The organism is Porphyromonas macacae DSM 20710 = JCM 13914 (genome assembly GCF_000379945.1).
GTDB classification, from domain to species: domain Bacteria; phylum Bacteroidota; class Bacteroidia; order Bacteroidales; family Porphyromonadaceae; genus Porphyromonas; species Porphyromonas macacae.
The window spans coordinates 16,154-37,697 of record NZ_KB904132.1 but is presented as its reverse complement, the minus strand read 5'-3'; the positions used below and the strand labels follow the sequence as shown (position 1 = coordinate 37,697).

Below are 21,544 nucleotides of genomic sequence, written 5' to 3'. Positions count from 1 at the left end.
TCGGCGTTTCAGACATATGGGCTTAGAGCAGGTCAAGATGGACTTCGCCTTTCTAGCTATGGCCTTTAATCTGAAGAAACTATGTGCTAAGGTTGCTCGAAAGGCGAAAAACACTCCCAAAAGACCTATATCAACCCTCAATCTCGGCCTCATGCGCTTCCACCTCCTCGAAAAACACAAAAATATCCCTCAAAGGCTAAAACCGGTGGCTTAACCAACCACAAACCAAAACTAAAAGGAGCTGCGCCAAAATTCATTTTGACACAGCCCCTTTACCCTTCGTGGTTCGGTATCTTCCAAATGGTCGTTCCACACGATGTTCCATTCGCCTATCAAATTACCGAAGAAGTCATATTCTTCGGAGATTCGTTCATTCCTTGCATTACTACACAATGCTGTTATGAATTCATTCATATCGTTTTTATTTCTTGTTCTTCGGAAGTTTTTGCGAGGCTTGTTCTATTTTCTTCTCATCTCGAGTAACTTTACGCTCCAACTTCTTGATGTCTTCTGCTGGTGGCAATTCTTCCGGTTTGATACCACGATTTCCCAACATGGCACGTACACTCTGATTGTTCTGAATATGTTCATGAGTAATGGATGGCTCTCCGTGTAGGTCCTTGTTCTCCACGTTGTAATTCGTCATTTCTGTGGCGAGGTTCTTGGCTGCGATGGTAAGAGTGGGTAGAAAATCAGCTAACGGTCTGTTGGATTTCACGCTCAATCGTCTCTTCATATCTTCTGTGGTATGTCCTCCGAAAAGAACCGTGTCGCCTTTGGAGCGTATTCGCCCGAAACCTTTATCGTCAACACCTCGTTCGTAAATATTCTGAGATAATTGCTTTTCTGCTGCTCGTAATTTATCCCGAGTCTCCAATCGGGAAAACAGGTTTAGCCGTTCCTCTATCAACTCTGCTTTTCGTGTTTGTACTGCAAAATAACTTTGGGCGAAGGCTATTTCTTCTTTCTTTGGGTCTCCGTTTTGAGCAATGAGATAACAAGCGTAACGAGTAAGCATAAAATCAGAAACTTCACGCTTGGCACCACTACCTAATTCTACCATTTTCGTGACCTCACGAAAATGGTCATCTATATTGATTCCCTGCGACTTACACGAAGCGACTGCCCGATGTATGGCAACGAGAAAATTCTCCCAACGGGCATAGCCCAATATGGTTTGCAATTCGCGTGCAAACCATATCTCAATTTGTTCTTTGGCATCATCGCTTTCTATGTATCGAACGATGCTGTCAAAGGCAGATTTGTATTGCAATATACTATTCTTGTCCATTGTCTTTTTGTTTTGTATATTCTAAAAATTCCGAATAATATTTTTCCCGTAGTTTTTTCTCGTTTATATTCCCTTGTTTACTCTCATCTGTCATTCCCCGCCATTCAAGTGCAAGCCGCGATTGCATCAACGACAAGAATTTATAAACATCATCCTTATTATTTTCTGCTTGAATGATTTTATCGATCATTTTAAAGCTTCACCATCCCAACAATCAGGACAACCAGCAGGATTCATAAACATTTTTAATTGATATGACAATCCTATTAGCTCCGTCTTATTTTCATTTCCGGTAATTGCCATTGTACAAAACTCAGCAACCGTTTTGCAAAGTGCAATTAAATACTCTTTTCGAGCAATTGTTATTGTGTTGATAAATGTATTTTTATTTGACTGTTTTAAAGTTACTATTATATTGACCAAGCCAATAATAAACGTAAGTATTACACCTATTAAAGTTATTACTTCTGTCTTCATTTTATCATTTATATATGAATTTTCAGGGGGCTGTGTCAAAACTCCATTCTCCCCTAAATCAACTATCATTTTTAAAGAACAATCGCTATCAAAGAGCCAAAAACTCAATGATAGCGATTGTTTTATCTGATTAGAAAGGGTGGTAACTATCGATATAAAAGGAAACTTCTCACAATTCCATGTTTTGACACACCCCCTCCTTTCTTTCGTGAGCTTCGGGCGGACAAAGAAAGGAGCAAAGAAACCTCGATGAAAAACACCTCATTACTTTTGACAGTGAGTTGAAACGGCTCAAAAGTAACAAAAAGCCATTTCTACTCTTTCAATGGTTTTACCGCAAGTTTGCAGGTGACAAAATTCATAGATTGTGTAATTGAATAGCCATTCGATTGTCATATAAGCTCTTTTTTGGCTATTTTATCAGCAGTAGTTCTTTACGCTGATAGCTCAGCAGTGTCGGTCGTTTCGAAAGGAACTCATACCCCAGTAATCCGTCGAGTTTCACCTCTTTATCTTTGTTCAGATGAGCGATGTTGCTAAAAACCGTTTCTGTGTTTTTGTACAGCGTTGTTCCTACATAAAACCTCTTGAGTATAGCATGAGTTACATTTTTCTTATTTATGGAAGCTCCTCCCAAATCCCTTGTCTTTATTTTCTTCAGATATCCCTTCATCTGAGGCAGAAGTTCCACATCCAACAAATTAACGGTTGCTCCGCAATCGATACCCATCTTGCGATAACTGCCGCCTATCTCGATAGAGACAATCGGAATATGCCCTCGCCATTCGAGAGGAACGGTTTCGATAAGGTGACCCGAAAATTTCTCTTTTCGATATGTTTCGAAATAGTCAGGATTGATGAGCGTAATAACTTTCCTGTCATAATCATACAATACATCGTATTTTCTCAGCAAATCATGACCTATCAGACCGTAAATAGGTCTGCCGTCAATTTCCAGATGGGAGATGTCATGCGTCAGCATATCTTGCTCATCGACACGGGTTCCATAGAAGTCAATACTTGCTTTGACGATATTAGTCCCCGATAAACTCTCATCGTGCACCCCTTTGGCAGAACTTAAAACAGTCTTGTTGGTTCCTGCATCGGTTGTTGTATCCTTTTCCATGTATTTCGAATTGATTATGGTAAACCCTGAACCGCTATCCAGTATGAAATCTTTTTCTATTCCATTGATAGAAGCCTTGACGATAATCAGCCTTCCCATTCTTGTAAACGGAATTTCTATTACGTTTTCCGGATTGTACTGAATTTTTGAAGGATCTGTTTTTGCTGTTTTTACTTCGATTTTGAGCAATTCCATTCTTCTTATCTTGTTCTTTTCGTTGAACTCGAAAAAAGCCTGTTTTTTCCCTTTTTTTTCATATTCCACATCGTAGTTCAATGTCAGACCTGTGGCATCCGTACGAGCCTCTGTCAGGGTAAAACTTTTGATGCCTCCTAAGTTGCCCACCAACATTTCGAGCACTTTTTCCGCTACCGGTGTGGTTTGCCCTGATATTTCAAACTTTTCCGAGAGGTGGGGCTTGATTTGTGTCATGTCTTGTTTGCCGACGGCCTCGAACACGACGCCGGCAATCCGTTCACATTCAGCTCTGTCCTGCGCAAAAGCCGTTGTTGTAATGACCACAGATAAAATCGACAATAAAATACATTTCATTTTCATTATGTATCCTCCCTATTGTTCATATGTATGTAAAATATCGTTTTCTTTAAAGTCATTTGTGCAGAGCGACTGCCGATGGCAATTGCTCTGCAGGATTGATTAAATCCCCACAACCGGGTCCTCGTCCTCGTTAGGTTTTGGCACAGAAGGCTTTGTGCCTTTCTTGGGCTTGGCTGTTGTCTGTTCGTAGGTCACGTCGGTAAGCGTAAAATACTTCTTTGACGGACTGAGGCGAACCACGGGCTTTTCGATATGTTTTTGCACGTTAAAAGTCTCTCCTTTAGGTACGACTTTACTTTTGAATGAGGGGTTGAGCGTTCCTAAATCGCCGAACTCTACGATGTCTCCATTCGCCACAATATCACGTGCGATTTCTGTAGCGTAGTTCAATACGGCTTCTACTTCCTGACGGTTAAATGTGGTGGATTTGGCCACCCGTTCGCAGAAACTGCGGAAACTAACACGATGCCTACCCGTAGGCTTAGCAACTTGTACTATTTTCCCGGCGTTTGCGCCAAAATTCATTTTACGTTCCACAAGAACGAATTGTAAAGGTTTGTTTGCCATGATGAGTCAGATATTCCTCCTTTGTTTCGCACTCCCGAAGTCGGAGGATTTCGCTTACGGAAGCATCTATTTACACCGATAACGCAAAAATATCCTATTTATTTTGAAAGTGGTAATAAATCCTCTAAAAAGTGACGTAAGATTTTGAAGGAGTGACGTAAGAATCTTTGAAATCTTACGTAAGATTCGATAGCTTCTTCGAGCACTTCCCGCAAGTCGGGGTGAACGTTTCTCACCAAATACCTAAAAATCAGAACTGACTGTATCGTAATTCATTTGTACTATTCTGCCTTTTTTAGCCCCTCAGGGATGGATTTTTTCTTAAAAACAGCCCTTGCCTTTGGTGTATCGGCAACCTCTTTCAAATAATAGTTTTACTTTTGTAAATCAATTATGAATCAGATAAAAACAGATCGACATAAAATGGTTAAAATAACTTTCCCGGACGGGAATGTACGTGAGTATGAAAATGGAGTTACCGGCTACGATATTGCCGGCAGTATAAGCAGCCGTCTCCAGCAAGAAGTTCTTTCAATCGGTGTTAACGGTGAGATTTGGGACTTGATGAGACCTATCAACCGGGATTCTGAAATCAAACTTTATAAATGGAAAGATCCTGAGGGTAAACACGCATATTGGCACTCCAGTGCGCACTTGATGGCACAAGCATTGGAAGAAATCTATCCGGGCACAAAGTTCGGCATAGGGCCGGCCATAGAAAACGGTTTCTATTATGACGTCGATCCGGGAGAAGGCGTATCGATCAAAGACTCCGACCTTCCGGTTATTGAGGAACGAATGCGTGAAATCGTTGCCCGAAAAGAAACCATCAAAAGAAATGACATCAGCAAAGCGGATGTATTAAAAATGTTCGGCGATAAAAATGATGAATATAAAGTGGAGCTCATCAGCGAACTGCCGGATGGACATATCACCACCTATACACAGGGAGGATTTACAGACCTTTGCCGTGGTCCTCACTTGCCGAATACCGGATACATCAAGGCCATTAAACTGCTAAGCGTGGCAGGAGCATACTGGCGCGGAGATGAAACGAGGAAACAGCTTACCCGTATATATGGCATAACATTCCCAAAAAAGAAAATGCTGGACGATTATCTGGTCATGCTGGAAGAAGCGAAAAAACGCGATCACCGCAAGATCGGCAAAGAGCTCCAACTTTTTGCTTTTTCGTCCAATGTGGGTGCCGGGTTGCCGTTATGGCTCCCCCGTGGCACTCAATTACGACTCCAGTTGGAAGATTTTCTTAAACGAATTCAGAAAAAATTCGGTTATCAGCAAGTAATCTCGCCACATATCGGGAACAAACAGCTTTACATAACAAGCGGACACTATGCAAAATACGGAGCAGACAGTTTCCGCCCCATCACAACGCCGCAGGAAGGTGAAGAGTTTATGCTCAAACCCATGAACTGCCCGCACCACTGCGAAATATATAAATCGCTTTCTCCGTTCTCGTACCGCGATATGCCTTTGCGCCTGGCCGAATTCGGAACGGTTTACCGCTACGAACAAAGCGGAGAGCTGCATGGTCTGACACGGGTCAGGGGGTTTACGCAAGACGATGCTCACATCTTCTGCCGACCGGATCAGATCAAGGAGGAGTTTTGTAAAGTGATGGATATCATCTTCATCATCTTCAAGGCTTTGGACTTCAAAAACTATGAAGCACAGATTTCTCTTCGCGACCCAAACAATCGTGAGAAGTATATCGGTAGCGATGAAAATTGGGAACGTGCGGAAAGAGCAATTGTGGAGGCTTGTGAAGAAAAAGGGTTGCCTGCACACGTTGAATACGGAGAGGCCGCATTCTACGGTCCCAAGCTCGACTTCATGGTAAAAGATGCTTTGGGTAGAAGCTGGCAGTTGGGAACCATACAGGTGGACTACAACTTACCGGAACGCTTCGACTTGGAATATACCGGAGAAGACAATAAAAAGCACCGTCCGGTGATGATACACCGCGCGCCTTTTGGCTCAATGGAGCGTTTTGTTGCCGTGCTTATAGAACACACTGCCGGTAAATTCCCGCTGTGGCTCGCTCCGGATCAGGTAATCATACTCCCGATCAGTGAAAAATTCAACGATTACGCATACGAAGTAGCCAAAATACTGAACGAGCAGGACGTTCGCGTACAGGTAGACGACAGAAACGAAAAAATCGGCCGTAAGATTCGTGACAACGAGTTAAAAAGAATACCCTATATGCTCATTGTCGGTGAAAAAGAAGCGGAAAATCGTGAAGTATCTGTAAGAAAGCAAGGTGAGGGAGATAAAGGTTCAATTAAAATTACTACCTTTGCCGAGCAAATATTAAAAGAAGTGGAAGATATGCTCGAAAGTTGGCGACAATAAGACAGACTATCCGGGCTTCTATATTAAAATAAAAACAACTAAATCAGAAAGGACTTAGCAGAAAGGAACGAATGGTATCAGACAAACTCAAATTACAATACCGCACCAACGAAGGTATTCGTGCTCGTGAGGTGCGATTAGTGGGTGATAATGTAGAACAAGGTATATATAGTATCCAAGAAGCGCGCAGAATGGCTCAAGATCAGGATCTTGACCTTGTAGAAATATCACCGAATGCCGAACCGCCTGTATGCCGTATTATTGACTATCAAAAATTTGTTTACCAGCAAAAGAAACGTCAAAAAGAGCAAAGAGCTAAGTCTACGAAAGTTGTAGTTAAAGAAATTCGTTTCGGTCCTCAGACAGACGAACATGATTACAACTTTAAGTTGAAGCATGCAAAAGGCTTCCTTCAGGAAGGTGCCAAAGTTAAAGCATACGTTTTTTTCCGCGGCCGTTCCATTCTGTTTAAGGATCAGGGAGAAGTACTTTTGCTACGCTTTGCAAATGATTTGGAAGAAATCGGGAAAGTGGAACACCTCCCGGTTCTTGAGGGCAAACGTATGACAATTATGTTGGCACCCAAGAAAGAAGGAGGTTCCAAAAAGGCTAAAGAAAACAATCAGCCTAAAAAAGAAGAAACCAAAGAAATGGAATAATTGCCGCGCATAGGCTGCGTAGGTAATGACCATATATAAATTAAAAACTTAACAAAAATGCCTAAACAAAAGACTATCTCCGGTGCTAAAAAGAGATTTGCACTTACCGGAACAGGTAAAATCAAACGTAAGCATGCTTTTAAGAGTCACATTCTGACGAAGAAAACCAAAAAGCAAAAACGTCACCTGACTAACTTCGGAACGATTAACCGCGTAGACGAAAAGTCGGTAAAAGAAATGCTGAATTTGAGATAATCCGCTTAGAGTGGGTAAAACTCAATTAAAAGTTTGCAACAAGTAAGATTTTAAGTAACAGAGAGGACAGCATTAAAGAGCCGTTATTACGCTCGGCCGCTGCCAATCACAAAATTTATCAATTATGCCAAGATCAGTCAATCACGTCGCTTCCAGAGCAAAAAGAAAAAGAATTCTGAAGCTGACTCGCGGATACTACGGTGCCCGCAAGAACGTTTGGACGGTAGCTAAAAACACATGGGAAAAAGGTTTGACTTATGCCTACCGCGACCGTAAGAACAAAAAACGCAACTTCCGCTCTTTGTGGATTCAACGTATCAATGCCGCCGCACGTCTGGAGGGTATGTCCTACTCTCGTCTGATGGGTGCGCTCCATACGAAGGGAATTGAAATCAACCGTAAAGTTTTAGCAGACTTGGCGGTAAATCACCCTGAAGCGTTCAAAGCCATTGTAAACAAGGTGAAATAAACATCATTTCCGAAAAAACCAAAAAGACCGTCTCTATGCAAAAAGGGACGGTCTTTTTATATAGAGACGGTATAAACCGGCAGGCTCTTTGTTGAGATTTGTTGTTTGAAACCGTATCTTTGCAGATAGAAAAACGGATGATTTTATCAATATAAAAGAGAAGATGATCATAACTGCCGAACGTTATCACGATATAAGTATGGGACACCGTGTCGTGGGACACGAACATAAGTGCCGACATCTGCATGGGCACAATTACCGCATACATTTCAGTTGCACTGCTGCTCAACTGGATGACTTGGGAAGAATCATCGACTTCAGTATTATCAAAGAAAAGCTATGTATATGGCTTGAAGATAATTGGGATCATAAGATGATGATTTGGGAAGAAGATCCTATGCTCCCCGACCTGCAAAAAATCGCTCCTGACGATTTGGTTATTGTTCCTTTCAATCCGACTGCCGAAAAAATCGCCCAATATTTAGTAGAAGAGATCGCTCCTGTACAATTGAAGAATACCGGAGTAACTCTAATCGAATGCCGAGTGGAAGAGACGAGAAAATGCGCAGCCACATACAAGTTATAGATGAAGAAACTGAATATTAAGGAAATCTTTTACAGTCTTCAAGGGGAAGGTTTGAATACAGGACGTGCGGCCATATTCATCCGCCTTAGCGGTTGTAATCTGAAATGCTCTTATTGCGATACGGATTTCAAAAATGGCATACCAATGTCTGTCGAAGAGATAGAAAAAGTCATCGACGAGTACCCCGGCCGTCTTATCATCTGGACAGGAGGAGAACCGACCTTACAATTAACAGATGAGATTACAGCCTATTTTAAGAATGCAGGTTATGAGCAAGCCATCGAAACCAATGGAACACGTACTGTACCAACAGGGATAGATTATATTACCTGCAGTCCGAAACCCGAAGCAATACCCTTCCTCAAATCCAACTTCCCTAATGGTGTAGATGAATTTCGATTTCCTGTCGGATCAAGAGGAACCTTACCTCCGGATATCGGAGTTTTACCTCCGGCCAGAGCGTATATGGTCAGTCCGATATTTTCAGGCAATAAGAATATGGAAATAGATCGAGAAGCAGTAGAGCGTTGCCTGCAATTTATTATGGAAAATCCGAAATGGCGGCTTAGTATCCAACTGCACAAGCTACTCGATTTCCAATAGACCGCATTTCTTTTTAAGCATCCAAGCCTTGCTCCATACGTGTTAAAAGCACAAAATCTTCCACACTCAGTTGTTCCGGACGTTTGGCAAAGATCGGATTATCATATCCGGTATATTCCGGTCCGAAAAGTTGTTTCAATGAATTTCGCAAAGTCTTACGCCGCTGATTAAAGGCTGTTTTAACCAAACGACGAAAATGCTGTTCATCGCAACCGAGATCCGTACGTGAATTTCGCACAAGGCGTATTACCCCACTCTTCACCTTGGGAGGAGGATTGAATACGTGTTCGTCTACAGTAAAAAGATATTCCACATCATACCAGGCTTGTAAAAACACACTCAAGATACCGTAAGCCTTTTTGCCGGGAGGCGAAGCCAGACGTTGGGCAACCTCTCGCTGCAGCATACCCGAGCAGCAAGGTATTCGGTCTTTATAATCCAACAACTTAAAGAAAATCTGACTGGAAATATTGTAGGGGTAATTCCCTATCAGCGTGAATTGTTGTGGTTCAGGGAATATATGCGTCAAATCAAGTTTCAAAAAATCGGCTTCGATAATTCGTCCGTTCAACCTGGGTTCATTCTTCTTCAAGTAATCTACCGACTCCGCATCCAGCTCCACCACACGGGTATCATATCCTTTGTTCAACAAAAAAGTAGTAAGGACACCCATACCGGGACCAACCTCCAAAACAGGTAACGATTTATAAGAATCGAGCGTATCGGCAATTCGTTCGGCAACACTTAAATCCTTAAGAAAATGCTGCCCTAAGGATTTTTTAGCCCTGACTTGAGACATATAATTGTATTTTACTTCCGAATAATTAATGTCGTAAAGTTACTAAATAGTTCAGGAGCCATCGGTATGAAAGAGGAAAAGCCGTATTTCTGCAATGTCATATTGTTGTGGCAAAGTTTTTTGAAATATCAAATTGGCGAAATTGGACAATATCAATCTGTCGGAAAGCAAGTATATTAGCAAAAAACAGAGATGATGAGATACAGTACCGAACATTTTTATCAGGAAAAAATCAATCAGGTCATCGATTACATAAGTGCCAACCTGCATTCTCCGTTGCAAATGGATGTAATTGCGGATAAGATAAACGTATCCCAAAGACAACTACTCCGTATCATGCGTTCCGCATTGAAAGAGTCATTGTATACCTATATATCCAGACAGCGTGTCGAACGGGCTGTATTGTATATGCAAACAGAAAAAATGAGCTTGACGAAATTGTCCGCAATGGTAGGATACGATAATCCGCAATCGTTCTCAAAAGCTTTTAAGAAACAGTTCGGAATACCTCCTAAAACATATTTGAATGAGTTGCAATCTCAATTGGAAAGATATGTACGAAGCAGTGGAAACAGGAATAATCTCCAAGCTGAAATATACCATTTTGAAGGCTTGGAGCTGGTTTATATTCGAATATTCGGTAAATACGGTGAGGAAAAAACCTATGAAAAAGCATGGAATAAATTGATACGATTCCTGAAAGCCAATCAGGCTCTGACATCTAAAACACGTTTTATCGGATTAAGTTTTGATGACCCTAATATCACAAAACCAAATCTCTGTCGCTTCTATGCTTGTGCATCAGTACAAAAGAAAATTATTCCAAGAGGTGAATTCGGAACGTTCGTCTTGCAACAAGGTAAATATGCGGTATATACTTTGCATGGCAGTTGTTTCGGATTACAAGAGCTGTATAATAACATCAGCGTGAATTTTGAATATACAATTCGCCATGGCATGGCATTTGAAGAGTATATCCACTATTCAAAACAGCATGACAAAGAGAATATAACAAAAGTTTATATACCGATAAAATAGAATTGTCCGATATATCGCAGCGAAATCAATACTCTCGAAACTATAAGACATGATACATCGTCCGGTATACCTGTAATAATATAAAATCTAAAACATATGGAAACAAAATACATTGTCCTTACAAAAGAAAACATCGATAACGAACATATCTGCTGTGCATTCTCCGATAAAAAATGTTCAGAAGGATATGAAATGAAAAAAGCATGGCTCAAAAAAGAGTTGGACAATGGATATATTTTCAGACGACTGGATGCTCGTGCAAAGGTTTTTATAGAATATGTTCCGGCTGAAAAAGCCTGGCTTCCGGTTGATGCCCCGAACTATTTAATGATAAATTGTTTTTGGGTTTCAGGACAGTATAAAGGGCACGGACATGCCAAAAATCTACTGCAATCTGCCATCGATGATGCGAAAGCACAAGGTAAAAGCGGTTTGGTTACAGTGGTCGGAACAAAGAAATTTCACTTCATGAGCGACACCAAATGGTTGCTCGGACAGGGATTTGAAACAATAGAAAAAATAGAGAGCGGATTTTCTCTGCTGGCTTTGAGAATAAATTCCCAATCCCCTGCTCCATCGTTCAAAGAGTGTGTAAAAAGCGGGGCATGCGAGCACAAAGAAGGAATGGTCGTTTACTATAGCAGTCGCTGTCCGTTTACGGACTATTATGTAAATGGCTCTTTATCATTCCTGACGGAATCGAATAATATTCCGCTAAAAATCATAAAGTTGGAGACGATGGATCAAGCACAATCATCCCCAACTCCTGCCACAATCTTTTCGGTATTCTATAATGGCAGATTTCTAACAACGGATATGAGCATATGTACGGAATCGCGGTTTAACAAATTCTTGAAAGAAATTCAGAATAAAAAACCTTAAGTCCATATTATTCTTTAATTCATTGCTTCCACAAGAATTGTAAATAAATCATACTCCTTTTAGAGAGATTGGTGGAAAAACATCTCTTTTGTTTTTATATCTTTGAACACGAGTTATTTGGCGTGCAAACCGGGGAGAGCATAGCCGATAAATTGTTTTCAAACAGTTTATCGGTTTCCCTTACATTCGTTCCTGCTGCAAATCATCAATATGCAATGAGAGCGAATTTATTGCACTGCAGATGAATCGTACAAAATATAAAAGAGAATGAATGTGGATAAAAGGCTGAAATCTGTTCTAAAAGTAATACTGCCCCTTTTTATCGGAATCACACTGTTGTGGGTAACGTATCGAAAAATGGATTTCCATTCCATTACCCATATCATAAAAAGCGGGGTAAATTATTCTGTCATCATCGGTTCATTATTTTTGGGTATCGGAGCAAATATTCTTCGCGGACTTCGGTGGCAGATACTTATAGAGCCGTTAATTGCAGGAGAGCCGCATACCAAAAAAAGCAATGCTGTCTACACCACTTTGGGTTCCTATGCCGTAAATATGGCACTGCCCCGCGCCGGAGAAATTTGGCGCTGTGTGGAAATGGGCAGATACGAAAAAATCTCTTTCAGCCGGTTATTGGGAACTCTATTTGTTGAGCGCATCATAGATCTTCTCATCATAGGCATCATTCTGCTATCCATTTTCATAGGAGCAGGACAATTCTTTTCTGAATTTTTCTCTAAAAACTCAAGCATAACAGAGGGGTTCTCATCCATTTTCGGCTCTATCTGGTTTTATCTCGGAATAGTTGTTTTAGGCACCGCCATCGGAGTTATCTACAGATATTTAGTTCGGAAAAAACCGGAGCATCGAATCACTTCTTTTATCAATAAGCTCCTCGATGGGTTGAAATCGATTGTGAACATGAAAAAAAGAACCCTGTTCATCGCCTATAGTTTACTGATATGGATCGGTTACTTCTTTTACTTCTATGTCACATTCTTTGCGTTCAGCTTCACCGGTGCTTTAGGTTTGGGTGTCGGTCTGATTGCTTTTGCCATGGGCAGTCTGGCCGTTATTGTTCCGGTTCAGGGAGGTGTCGGTCCCTGGCATTTCATGGTCATATCCGCATTAGTGGCTTTCGGGGTAGCCAAAGACGATGCCGGAGCTTTTGCCCTGATTGTGCATACCATACAATCCTTAGGTACTGTAATTGCAGGATTTATAGGCATCTTTCTTTTACCTTTAACGAATAAAGATTATATTCGTGTGTCGGCTTAACAGCCAGTGAAAACATTAACATTGATAATCGTATAACTATGGCTTCCGAGATTAAGAATCTTGCACCTCAACCGGTTTGGGGATATTTCTATGAATTGACACAAATTCCCCGCCCCACCGGGCAAATGAAAGAAGTAACCGAATATATCAAATCGGTCGGTAAATCCCTGAATTTAGAAACATTAGAAGACGAAGTCGGTAACATTCTGATTCGTAAACCTGCCACACCCGGATTTGAAAGCAGACCGGTAGTAACACTACAGTCGCATCTGGATATGGTTCCCCAGAAAAATACGGCAACTGTTCACGATTTTACTAAAGATCCCATCGACGCATATGTAGAGGGTGATTGGGTGACTGCGCGCGGAACCACACTGGGAGCAGACAACGGTATCGGAGCCTCATATGCTTTGGCCGTTATGGCGGACAACGATTTCCGGCACGGACCGCTCGAAGCTCTTTTTACCATAGACGAAGAGGTCGGTATGGTAGGAGCCAATGGGCTCAAACCGGGTTTCTCAAAAGGAGAAATTCTGATTAATCTGGATTCCGAGTCCGAATGCGAGCTTTTTGTAGGTTGTGCCGGTGGTATCGATGTCAATGCCTCTTTGGAATACAAGGAAGAAGAACAAACACCGGAAGGTGATGTGGGAGTAAAACTTTCCCTCACAGGGTTAAGAGGAGGACACTCGGGCATGGAAATAGATTTAGGACGCGCTAATGCCAATAAACTGATGTTCCGCTTCCTGAAAGATGCCGTGGAAAACAACGGTGCCCGTTTAGTGGAGTTTGAAGGCGGCTCTCTGCGCAATGCTATCCCGCGTGAAGCTTTCGCCACCATTACCATACCGGAAAATGAGGCCGATATGTTGTGGGAATTGGTTTCGGACTATCAGGATATTTTTATCAAAGAGTACGAAAATATCGAAGACGGTATCAAATTCGAAGCCGAGCGTTTGGAACACGTACCCTCACACGTTGTGCCGGAAGAAATTCAGGACAGTATCATCAATGCCATCGAGGCTTGTCCGAATGGAGTAATCTCTATGCTAACCAGTTTCCCCGGTACGGTGGAATCTTCGTCCAACATGGCCAGGGTTACGGTAAAAGACAAAAAGTTCGAAGCCGTATTCCTTGTACGCAGCTCGTCCGAGTCACGCAAGATGTATCTGGCTTCGATGATCGAAAGCACATTCAATCTGGCCGGAGCGGTAGTCGAGTTCGATGCACCCTATAATGGTTGGGAGCCGAATATCAACTCCCCCATCATGAAGTACATGAAAGAGGCCTATGAAAGATGCTATGGCAAAACGCCCGAAATAAAAGTAATCCACGCCGGTTTGGAATGTGGCATTATTCAGGGAGCCATGCCCGATATGGACATGATTTCTGTGGGGCCGGATATCAGAAGTCCGCACTCTCCCGATGAAAAAGTTCACATTGCCTCTGTCGAGCGTACATGGAATGCGCTGAAAGATGCACTCACACACATCGAATAATATTTTCTGAAAATGAAAAATCAGTAATTGTCAAACCCTCCGCCATGATAAACCTCATTTTCAAAGGTGTTTTACGGTCGGAGGGTTATTATTTTATAAACTATTTTTAATATGAAAACAGCTTTTGTTTTTCCGGGTCAAGGAGCACAATTTGTAGGAATGGGAAAGGAACTGTATGAAAATTTCCCCAAAGCAAAGCAATTATTCGACCAAGCCAATGAAATATTAGGCTTCAACATTACCGATATTATGTTCGCCGGTACAGACGAACAATTAAAAGAAACCAAGGTTACACAACCTGCGGTTTTTCTACACTCCGTCATTAAAGCTGCCACAATGGACAATCTGAAGTGCGATATGGCTGCCGGCCATTCACTGGGTGAATTCTCCGCTTTAGTGGCTATCGGAGCATTGAGTTTTGAAGATGGTCTTCGTTTGGTTTCCAAACGTGCGATGGCCATGCAAAAAGCCTGTGAGCTACAGCCAAGTACAATGGCAGCAATCATCGGTCTGCCCGATGAGAAAGTAAAAGAAGTCATCAATGGAATCAAAGACGAGGTGGTAGTAGCTGCAAACTTCAATTGCCCCGGACAAATCGTTATTTCCGGTTCGATAGAGGGGGTAAACAAAGCTTGTGAAGAACTTAAAGCTGCAGGAGCCAAGCGTGCTCTTCCGCTCAAAGTGGGCGGTGCTTTCCACTCTCCGCTTATGGAGCCGGCAAGGGAAGAGTTGGCCAAGGCCATTGAAGAAACCGCATTTAATACACCGAGTTGCCCTATTTACCAGAATGCAGTTGCCGCAGCCGTTTCCGATCCTGCAGAAATCAAACAAAACCTGATTATGCAACTTACAGCCCCTGTACGTTGGACGGAAAGCGTTCAGAAAATGATTGCAGACGGAGCCGGTAAGTTCATGGAATTCGGTCCCGGTTCCGTTTTGCAGGGTCTGATAAAAAAGATCGATAAAGAGGTTGAAGCCGAAAGCCATCAATAACATTTATCGCTTCTTTCGATTTTAGATTTTTCGGTAAAATTTTCGGCTATTTGTAAGGCGTTCTAATACAACTCCTTGCAGATAGCCGAAATTCTTTGCCTGATGGCCGAAAATTCTTCAGGCAAAGAATAAAAATCCAAGTTAACTTCGTTGAAAATCCATTGCGCTAAGAATTTTCAACCATCAGGCAGAGAAGTTTTATCGTCTTTATTCTATCTCATGAAGAAAGCGACTGTATCCAAAATAAATCAGATACAGCCGCTTTCTTTTTCCCTATACGATTATTCGTTTTTGAGGTATTTCACGGGATTGGCACGAGCGGCTTTCAAGCTTTGCGCACTCGTGCTCAAAAGAGAGAGTAGAATAACAATCAATGCAGCCAAAACAAACACCCACCACGAAAGATCTATGTGGTAAACAAATGTTTCCAGCCATCTTTTCATAGCCCAATATGAAACAGGCACAGCTATAACCAAAGCAATGCCCAACCGTTTCAATGACTCCAGATTGAGCATCCGCAGGATGATACTTTCCGTTGCTCCATTCACCTTGCGAACAGCTATTTCTTTCTCCTTCTGCCGTATCATGTAAAGGCTCATGGCAAAAACACCCATAATCATTATAAACATGGTAAGCACAGCAAAGGCTGTTATCAGCTGCGAGAGGTTGATCTGATTCGTATACCGCTGTTTGATGATATCCTTTGCCCACATGGGATCATCTGCCATAGTCAGATTTCCGACACGTTTATAAGTTTCCATGATTTGATGCCTTACCACATTTTTGTCGGCACTGTCTTTAACACGCACCAGTGTTGCCCACGGATACTCGTTTCTATATAAGGGACGAACCTGCAAAGGCGGTTGTTCCATGGTCAAGGGCTTAAATTTGATATCGGGCATCTTACCCACCATCCAATACCTTAGTTCGCTCCGCTCATGCTGTGTATACATATTCGTTACCGGATCGGGCTGTACGACATTGATCATTTTGGCGTTTCCATAAGTCGGTACGATTTTCGTTTCCCGGACTTGTGCCCCCTTCTCGAATATCACTTCAATCGGTTCAGCGGTCAGCGGTTGCGGTTCGATCTCGAAAAACTTGAAAAAACAGGTATCCACAGCCATTTCCCAAGAACTTACGGCTTCACCGTTTTTGGAAAAAGATAAATTATTATTATATCTCAACGGTTCACCGGCACAGAATGTAACCATGTCGACATCCGGTATCTTCATCAACTCCGTACGTAACAACGCCTGTGGAACGGAATCCATCTGATTGTTTATCCAAAGGATATCCTGCGTGCGAAACCCCAAATCGGTATACATAAGAAAGCGTGTCTGAAGGAGCATGAAGAAGCTGCAAATCAGCAGCCCCACCGATACCGTATACTGGAATACGATAAGTACTTTGGAGTATACGCTCTTTACCCGGTAGCGAAATGTGCCCTTGACGATCTCGATAGGTCTGAACCGGGAGATAATGACAGCAGGCAGAATGCCGGCCAACACCGACAGCAGTAAAACAAAAAGCAAAGCAACGACAATAACAGCGGGGGTAAACTGATGAATCAAATCCAAACGTGTATCCAATACGCGTTCGAAGAACGGCTCCATCAGAAAAGCCAAGAGCAGCCCCACCGCAAAAGATATGGCAGTCATGACCAAAGACTCTCTCAGAAAGCGGCGTATCAGTTCCGAACGGCTGCTACCATGCAGACGGCGTATAGCAGCTTCCTTGCCTCTGAAGCCGGCTTGTGCCACAGTCATGTTGATATAGTTAAGCATGGCTATGATTAAGATCAGGAAAACGATACCGGTAATAACTTTCACTTTTGTCGGATCATTCTTTTGTATATCATACGTGCCGGCCGTTACTTTGGGGTCGAAGTAACACTTGCGAAGAGGAACGAAATGAACTTCTTTCTGAAATCCGTTCTTGTAAATCCATGTGCGCTCATCCTTCTTGAATGTTTCCTCCAAAAACTTTTCTTTGGCATGAACATTCGTACCCGGCTTCATCAGAAAGTATGCCGTAAAACTGCAATTACCCCAGTTCTCTAAAATCTCCTTACCCCGAGTAAGAGTAATGGCGTTGTAATTGACAATGCAATCGACCTTGGGAAACTGACTGTTATTCGGTATCGGTTTCATCAAACCTGTTACGGTAAAATGTTCTCCATGCAAGGGTATCGTTTTGCCGATCGCGTTTTCATCTCCGAACAGTTTTTTTGCCGCTGTAGCGGTCAGCACGACGGAATTGTGCAAGCGCAACACTTCATGTCTGTTTCCTGCAATAAGCGGAAAATCGAACAGGCTGAAAAAGGTACTGTCAGCTAAAAGTTCTTTTATTGAAACCGCCTCGTTATTAAATGTCTTAACCAAAATATTCGACGATAAAACACGGCAAAAACTTTCCACTTCCGGAATCAAATCCCGGATATAGGCAGGAGTCGGATTACTGAGAGCAGACTGTTCTTCACTTCTCATCATAAAAATACGATCCGCCTTCTTGTGTATGTTGTCCACCGTAAGCTCATTCTTGGCATAAAAGCCCAAAATTATTACGAACATCAGTGAAACGCCAAACCCCATGATTGAGACGAAAGTGTAAAGTTTATTGCGGCTCAGATATTTGAAATAAGTACGCATATACTATCTACTGTAACATTGTTTTGTATTAATAATAAAGGTAAATCCCTTTCCTCTGGTCTTGAATCTTAAAAATACATACTTCATTCTCTTTCCGAAGAATCTTATTACTGCCGTACTCTTATTCTCTCATCAAAATGAATACAGTTTTAATTCTATTCGAGAAGGAAGTTTTACCGATGGTCGGAAACAGTTACAGGCAAATTTTGCCGGTAACCGTTTCACGACTTTACAGGGAGATATCGAGTATGAAAAAACAAATCACAAATAAGAGTTTCTTGCCCATCTCTTATTCTTATCAACAATAAAAGCTTTTCTCCCTGCCATCGGCACTTAACCGACTTCTCAGCCGATTATCTTACCGTCGAAGAGTTTTACTACACGATGTGCAAAGCCGGCATCATGTTCGCTATGGGTTACCATCACGATGGTAGAACCCTCTTTATTCAGTTGTGTCAGCAACGACATCACTTCAGCTCCGTTTTTAGAGTCCAGATTACCCGTAGGCTCATCCGCAAGAATCAATTTAGGGTTGGCAACCACAGCACGGGCTATGGCCACGCGCTGCTGCTGACCACCCGAAAGCTGGTTCGGGAAATGGCTCGAACGGTGGCTGATGCTCATTCTGCGAAGAGCCTCTTCTACACGGCTTTTACGCTCGGAGGCTTTCACTCCCAAATAGATCAATGGCAGTTCCACATTCTCTTCCACCGTCATTTCATCGATCAGGTTAAAACTCTGAAAAACAAAACCGATTTTTCCTTTACGCACAGATGTACGATCCTTTTCTTTCAGGTTTCCGACCTCCTGGCCATCCAATGTATAAGATCCTTCAGACGGGTTATCCAGCAGACCCAGGATATTGAGCAATGTGGACTTCCCACAGCCTGAGGGACCCATAATGGCAATAAACTCACCTTCTTTAACATTCATGCTAACGCCATCCAGGGCCACTGTTTCAATCTCTTCCGTACGGAAAATCTTGCTCAAGTTTTTAATTTCAATCATTGTTTTTAGTTATTAAAGATTAATATTCTATTAAAATTCGGATTACTCGCTTTGAATGGATTTCACAGGATTTTCGCGTGCTATTTGCAGGCACCTCAAGGATACTACCGAAAGCACAAGAAGTAAGATCAGAATCATACACAGGAGACCTGAAAACCAGGTTAATCCGGCATGAACGGCAAATCCGGCTTGCCACATCTCACTGACCCAATAAGCCAAAATCACTCCTATGGCAATGGCCGGTAAGGAAACCTTGCATATATCGGCAATAAAAACATGAAGTATATCGACAGTTCCTGCTCCGTTTATTTTGCGAATGGCAAGTTCTTTTCTCCGGCGAACAACCTCATTACTGACATACCCCACGATACCGATAAGGGCAATCAGCACTGCTATCACACCGCCTACTGCTATTCCATTACGGAAAGAACGTACACTGCCCAGCGCGACGTATTTGTCTTCCTCCATACTGTACAAACTCACTTTACCGGTGCCGAACTCCTTGTCCAAAAGGTTGATAATGGATTGTCTGACTTCCTGAGTGTCTGAGGTTAGAGATATGATCAGCACATTGCCGTAATTTTCATAATAGTTCATCAACTGCGGACGATTGTCGGGATAGGAAAGACTGTTGACAACGATATCTTCATAAACACCTCTGATCGTCATTATATTATTCCCTCGCTTCTTCCCTGATACGGTAATATTGGCACCGACAACCGGTCCTTCGATTACATTCAGATTTCGTAGGCGGTCTGCAAACTTACGGCTGACAATAATATCCGTCGGTGCGGATTTACCTTCTTTGAAAGGTGCGCCTTCCACGAAAGTCAACTTCATGATATCGGCGTAATCGGCATCGATCCAGCCCAAATCCGTAAAAGTAAATACTTCATTGTCCGGGTTCTTAGAATCGTAGACTACATTGCCGCTTTGTATCCACGCCGGAATAACGGCTGCAAATGATAGCTTGCCCACACCGGGTATCTGACTGAGTTGCTCTCTGAAAGCTATTTGCCGTGCCGGTTCCTTATAAAAAAGTTTTATATAATAATTCCCGGCTGTTCGATAACCCAAATCGCTTTGCTCCATAACACGGTATTGGTGCTGTACGGCATAAAGCATGGTGAGCATCATGGACGAACAAACCAATTGCACGAAAAGCAGTATAAGTTTCCATTTACGACCGCCCAACTTTATTTTCTGCATGGAATCGGTCACTGAAAAACGATTGTAAAGGACCGCCGGCAGGAAACTGATCACGATTAAAATAAAGAGCAGTAAAAACAACAAGGGCAAAATGACCGTAATATTCAACATCGCCTCGATGGAATGCGCCACCCAACTTTCAAAAAGAGGACGCACCAGAAGAATAAAAACGACAGCAAGTACACAAGATAAAATCAACAACAAAAACGAATCGGCAAAAGACATCCGTATCAAATCCTTCTGGCCGGCTCCATAACATTTATGGACGATAAGCCCTTTTACACGATTCAGCATAGTCCCAAAGACGAGAAGTACAAAATTCATTACCGAAAGAACTAAAATACCGACAGCCAAAAGAGACATGATCGGAATCATCTTCTTAACCGTTTCAAAATCGACCATAATGCGTCGTATCGGTCTCAGCCTGTATTCCATTTTGCCGCCGTTCTGCTCCAATTCTTCCATCGGCAGGTTTCTCCGTGCCAGGTCGTCCAGATCCTTTCTCAATGAAGCTGGGGAGACTCCCGGAGCCAGACGGACAAGCGTATTGAAAACATCTCCTCCGCCAAACCATCGATTTTGAAGTTCATTGCCCATTAACAAACTTTCGGACTCAAGAGAAATAACAATATCGTAACGCATTGTGGTGTTTTCGGGCAGTGCTTTGAAAACTCCTGCAATGGTCAGTACCTGATCGGGTTTCTTTTCCCATATAATGGTTTTTCCGACCGGATTGCCACCCAACGCTTTTGCTGTTTTGTCCGAAATCATACAGTAGAGCGACCGGCTTAATGCAGACCGGGGTTCTCCTGAAAGAATCGGCCTGCCGAGGACGTCAAAAAATTGCTCGTCGGCTAAAATCGCCATGGCCGATATTTTAGTTTTCTCCTCCGTGATAAACTCATCTTTATAAGTTACCACTCTGAAACGGGTAGCAGCTTCAATACCTGAAACGGAAGACTGTAAACCCGGAGCAACCGCTCCATTGGTAAAGACGGTTTCATCTGCCTGTTCGTTACCCGACCCCCTTCCGTAAACATAAGTCAGATATGTGCGTCCGGCATTGGGATAAAAACTGTTAAAACTGTAATAATACAACACCTCGCTAAGCATCAGGAAGCCAAAAGACAAGCCCAATCCAAGAGAAAGAATTTTAATAAAAGTTTTTTCACCTTTCTTGCCAAGACGACGCCAGGATTGTTTTACATAATTCATAT

Annotated in this window: 22 protein-coding genes; 12 read left to right on the top strand and 10 right to left on the bottom strand. The window is 42.4% G+C overall.

The features are described from left to right. Nucleotides 1–214: hypothetical protein (locus tag A3GI_RS10605; RefSeq protein WP_018360315.1), on the top strand; the 214-nt coding region annotated here is incomplete at its 5' end. A 17-nt stretch (nt 215–231) separates the two neighbouring features. Here A3GI_RS10605 and A3GI_RS10600 read toward each other — a convergent pair. The 6 genes from A3GI_RS10600 to A3GI_RS0105160 form a co-directional block, all read right to left on the bottom strand. Next, nucleotides 232–414 carry a hypothetical protein gene (locus A3GI_RS10600; RefSeq protein WP_018360411.1) on the bottom strand — a complete coding sequence of 61 codons (183 nt, stop codon included), beginning with the start codon at nt 412–414 and terminating at the stop codon, nt 232–234. A gap of 7 nt (nt 415–421) precedes the next feature. Next, nucleotides 422–1,291, bottom strand: coding sequence for a DNA damage-inducible protein D (gene dinD / locus A3GI_RS0105180; protein WP_018360410.1), 870 nt, complete (start codon nt 1,289–1,291; stop codon nt 422–424). After that, nucleotides 1,278–1,481 (bottom strand): hypothetical protein, encoded by a 204-nt coding sequence (locus A3GI_RS0105175; RefSeq protein WP_018360409.1) that lies wholly within the window; start codon nt 1,479–1,481, stop codon nt 1,278–1,280. The genes dinD and A3GI_RS0105175 overlap by 14 nt, the downstream gene beginning before the upstream one ends. After that, the gene (locus A3GI_RS0105170; protein ID WP_026215953.1) at nt 1,478–1,837 is read right to left on the bottom strand and encodes a hypothetical protein; all 360 of its coding nucleotides are present in this window, start codon (nt 1,835–1,837) and stop codon (nt 1,478–1,480) included. The genes A3GI_RS0105175 and A3GI_RS0105170 overlap by 4 nt, the downstream gene beginning before the upstream one ends. Nucleotides 1,838–2,180: 343 nt before the next feature. Then, complete coding sequence (locus A3GI_RS0105165; RefSeq protein ID WP_018360407.1) at nt 2,181–3,452, bottom strand: pepsin/retropepsin-like aspartic protease family protein; 1,272 nt, start codon at nt 3,450–3,452, stop codon at nt 2,181–2,183. Between the two features lie 99 nt (nt 3,453–3,551). Beyond that, nucleotides 3,552–4,019 carry an HU family DNA-binding protein gene (locus tag A3GI_RS0105160; RefSeq protein WP_018360406.1) on the bottom strand — a complete coding sequence of 156 codons (468 nt, stop codon included), beginning with the start codon at nt 4,017–4,019 and terminating at the stop codon, nt 3,552–3,554. 423 nt (nt 4,020–4,442) lie between these two features. On the opposite strand from A3GI_RS0105160, the gene thrS reads away from it, so the two are divergent. From thrS to A3GI_RS0105130, 6 genes are all read left to right on the top strand, one after another. Then, complete coding sequence (gene thrS / locus A3GI_RS0105155) at nt 4,443–6,395, top strand: threonine--tRNA ligase (protein WP_026215952.1); 1,953 nt, start codon at nt 4,443–4,445, stop codon at nt 6,393–6,395. A 71-nt stretch (nt 6,396–6,466) separates the two neighbouring features. After that, entirely contained in the window at nt 6,467–7,054 is a 588-nt protein-coding gene (infC, locus tag A3GI_RS0105150) for a translation initiation factor IF-3 (protein WP_018360404.1), read from the top strand. A gap of 57 nt (nt 7,055–7,111) precedes the next feature. Next, nucleotides 7,112–7,309 (top strand): 50S ribosomal protein L35, encoded by a 198-nt coding sequence (gene rpmI, locus A3GI_RS0105145; RefSeq protein ID WP_018360403.1) that lies wholly within the window; start codon nt 7,112–7,114, stop codon nt 7,307–7,309. Between the two features lie 124 nt (nt 7,310–7,433). Beyond that, nucleotides 7,434–7,778, top strand: coding sequence for a 50S ribosomal protein L20 (gene rplT, locus A3GI_RS0105140; RefSeq protein ID WP_018360402.1), 345 nt, complete (start codon nt 7,434–7,436; stop codon nt 7,776–7,778). Between the two features lie 166 nt (nt 7,779–7,944). Next, nucleotides 7,945–8,364: a 6-pyruvoyl trahydropterin synthase family protein gene (locus A3GI_RS0105135; protein WP_025079599.1), complete on the top strand. Its 420-nt coding sequence runs from the start codon at nt 7,945–7,947 to the stop codon at nt 8,362–8,364. Next, entirely contained in the window at nt 8,365–8,967 is a 603-nt protein-coding gene (locus tag A3GI_RS0105130; protein ID WP_018360400.1) for a 7-carboxy-7-deazaguanine synthase QueE, read from the top strand. Nucleotides 8,968–8,980: 13 nt separating this feature from the next. Here the strand turns inward: A3GI_RS0105130 and rsmA are convergent, their stop codons facing one another. Beyond that, nucleotides 8,981–9,766 (bottom strand): 16S rRNA (adenine(1518)-N(6)/adenine(1519)-N(6))-dimethyltransferase RsmA, encoded by a 786-nt coding sequence (gene rsmA / locus A3GI_RS0105125; RefSeq protein WP_018360399.1) that lies wholly within the window; start codon nt 9,764–9,766, stop codon nt 8,981–8,983. A gap of 195 nt (nt 9,767–9,961) precedes the next feature. Here rsmA and A3GI_RS0105120 point away from each other — a divergent pair, with 195 nt between their 5' ends. From A3GI_RS0105120 to fabD, 5 genes are all read left to right on the top strand, one after another. After that, a complete protein-coding gene (locus tag A3GI_RS0105120; RefSeq protein ID WP_018360398.1) occupies nt 9,962–10,804 on the top strand; it encodes an AraC family transcriptional regulator in 843 nt (280 codons plus the stop codon). A 96-nt stretch (nt 10,805–10,900) separates the two neighbouring features. Beyond that, complete coding sequence (locus tag A3GI_RS0105115; RefSeq protein ID WP_018360397.1) at nt 10,901–11,686, top strand: GNAT family N-acetyltransferase; 786 nt, start codon at nt 10,901–10,903, stop codon at nt 11,684–11,686. A 267-nt stretch (nt 11,687–11,953) separates the two neighbouring features. Then, nucleotides 11,954–12,967 (top strand): lysylphosphatidylglycerol synthase transmembrane domain-containing protein, encoded by a 1,014-nt coding sequence (locus tag A3GI_RS0105110; protein ID WP_018360396.1) that lies wholly within the window; start codon nt 11,954–11,956, stop codon nt 12,965–12,967. Nucleotides 12,968–13,005: 38 nt separating this feature from the next. Next, nucleotides 13,006–14,466, top strand: coding sequence for an aminoacyl-histidine dipeptidase (locus tag A3GI_RS0105105; RefSeq protein ID WP_018360395.1), 1,461 nt, complete (start codon nt 13,006–13,008; stop codon nt 14,464–14,466). 111 nt (nt 14,467–14,577) lie between these two features. Further along, complete coding sequence (fabD, locus tag A3GI_RS0105100; RefSeq protein ID WP_018360394.1) at nt 14,578–15,459, top strand: ACP S-malonyltransferase; 882 nt, start codon at nt 14,578–14,580, stop codon at nt 15,457–15,459. A gap of 281 nt (nt 15,460–15,740) precedes the next feature. Here fabD and A3GI_RS0105095 read toward each other — a convergent pair whose 3' ends face one another. The 3 genes from A3GI_RS0105095 to A3GI_RS0105080 form a co-directional block, all read right to left on the bottom strand. Beyond that, on the bottom strand, nt 15,741–18,110 hold the full coding sequence (locus A3GI_RS0105095) for an ABC transporter permease (protein ID WP_018360393.1): 2,370 nt from the start codon (nt 18,108–18,110) through the stop codon (nt 15,741–15,743). 345 nt (nt 18,111–18,455) lie between these two features. Beyond that, a complete protein-coding gene (locus tag A3GI_RS0105085; protein WP_018360391.1) occupies nt 18,456–19,118 on the bottom strand; it encodes an ABC transporter ATP-binding protein in 663 nt (220 codons plus the stop codon). Nucleotides 19,119–19,160: 42 nt separating this feature from the next. Continuing rightward, nucleotides 19,161–21,542, bottom strand: a complete 2,382-nt coding sequence (locus A3GI_RS0105080; protein WP_169333228.1) for an ABC transporter permease — start codon at nt 21,540–21,542, stop codon at nt 19,161–19,163. Nucleotides 21,543–21,544 lie beyond the last annotated feature (2 nt).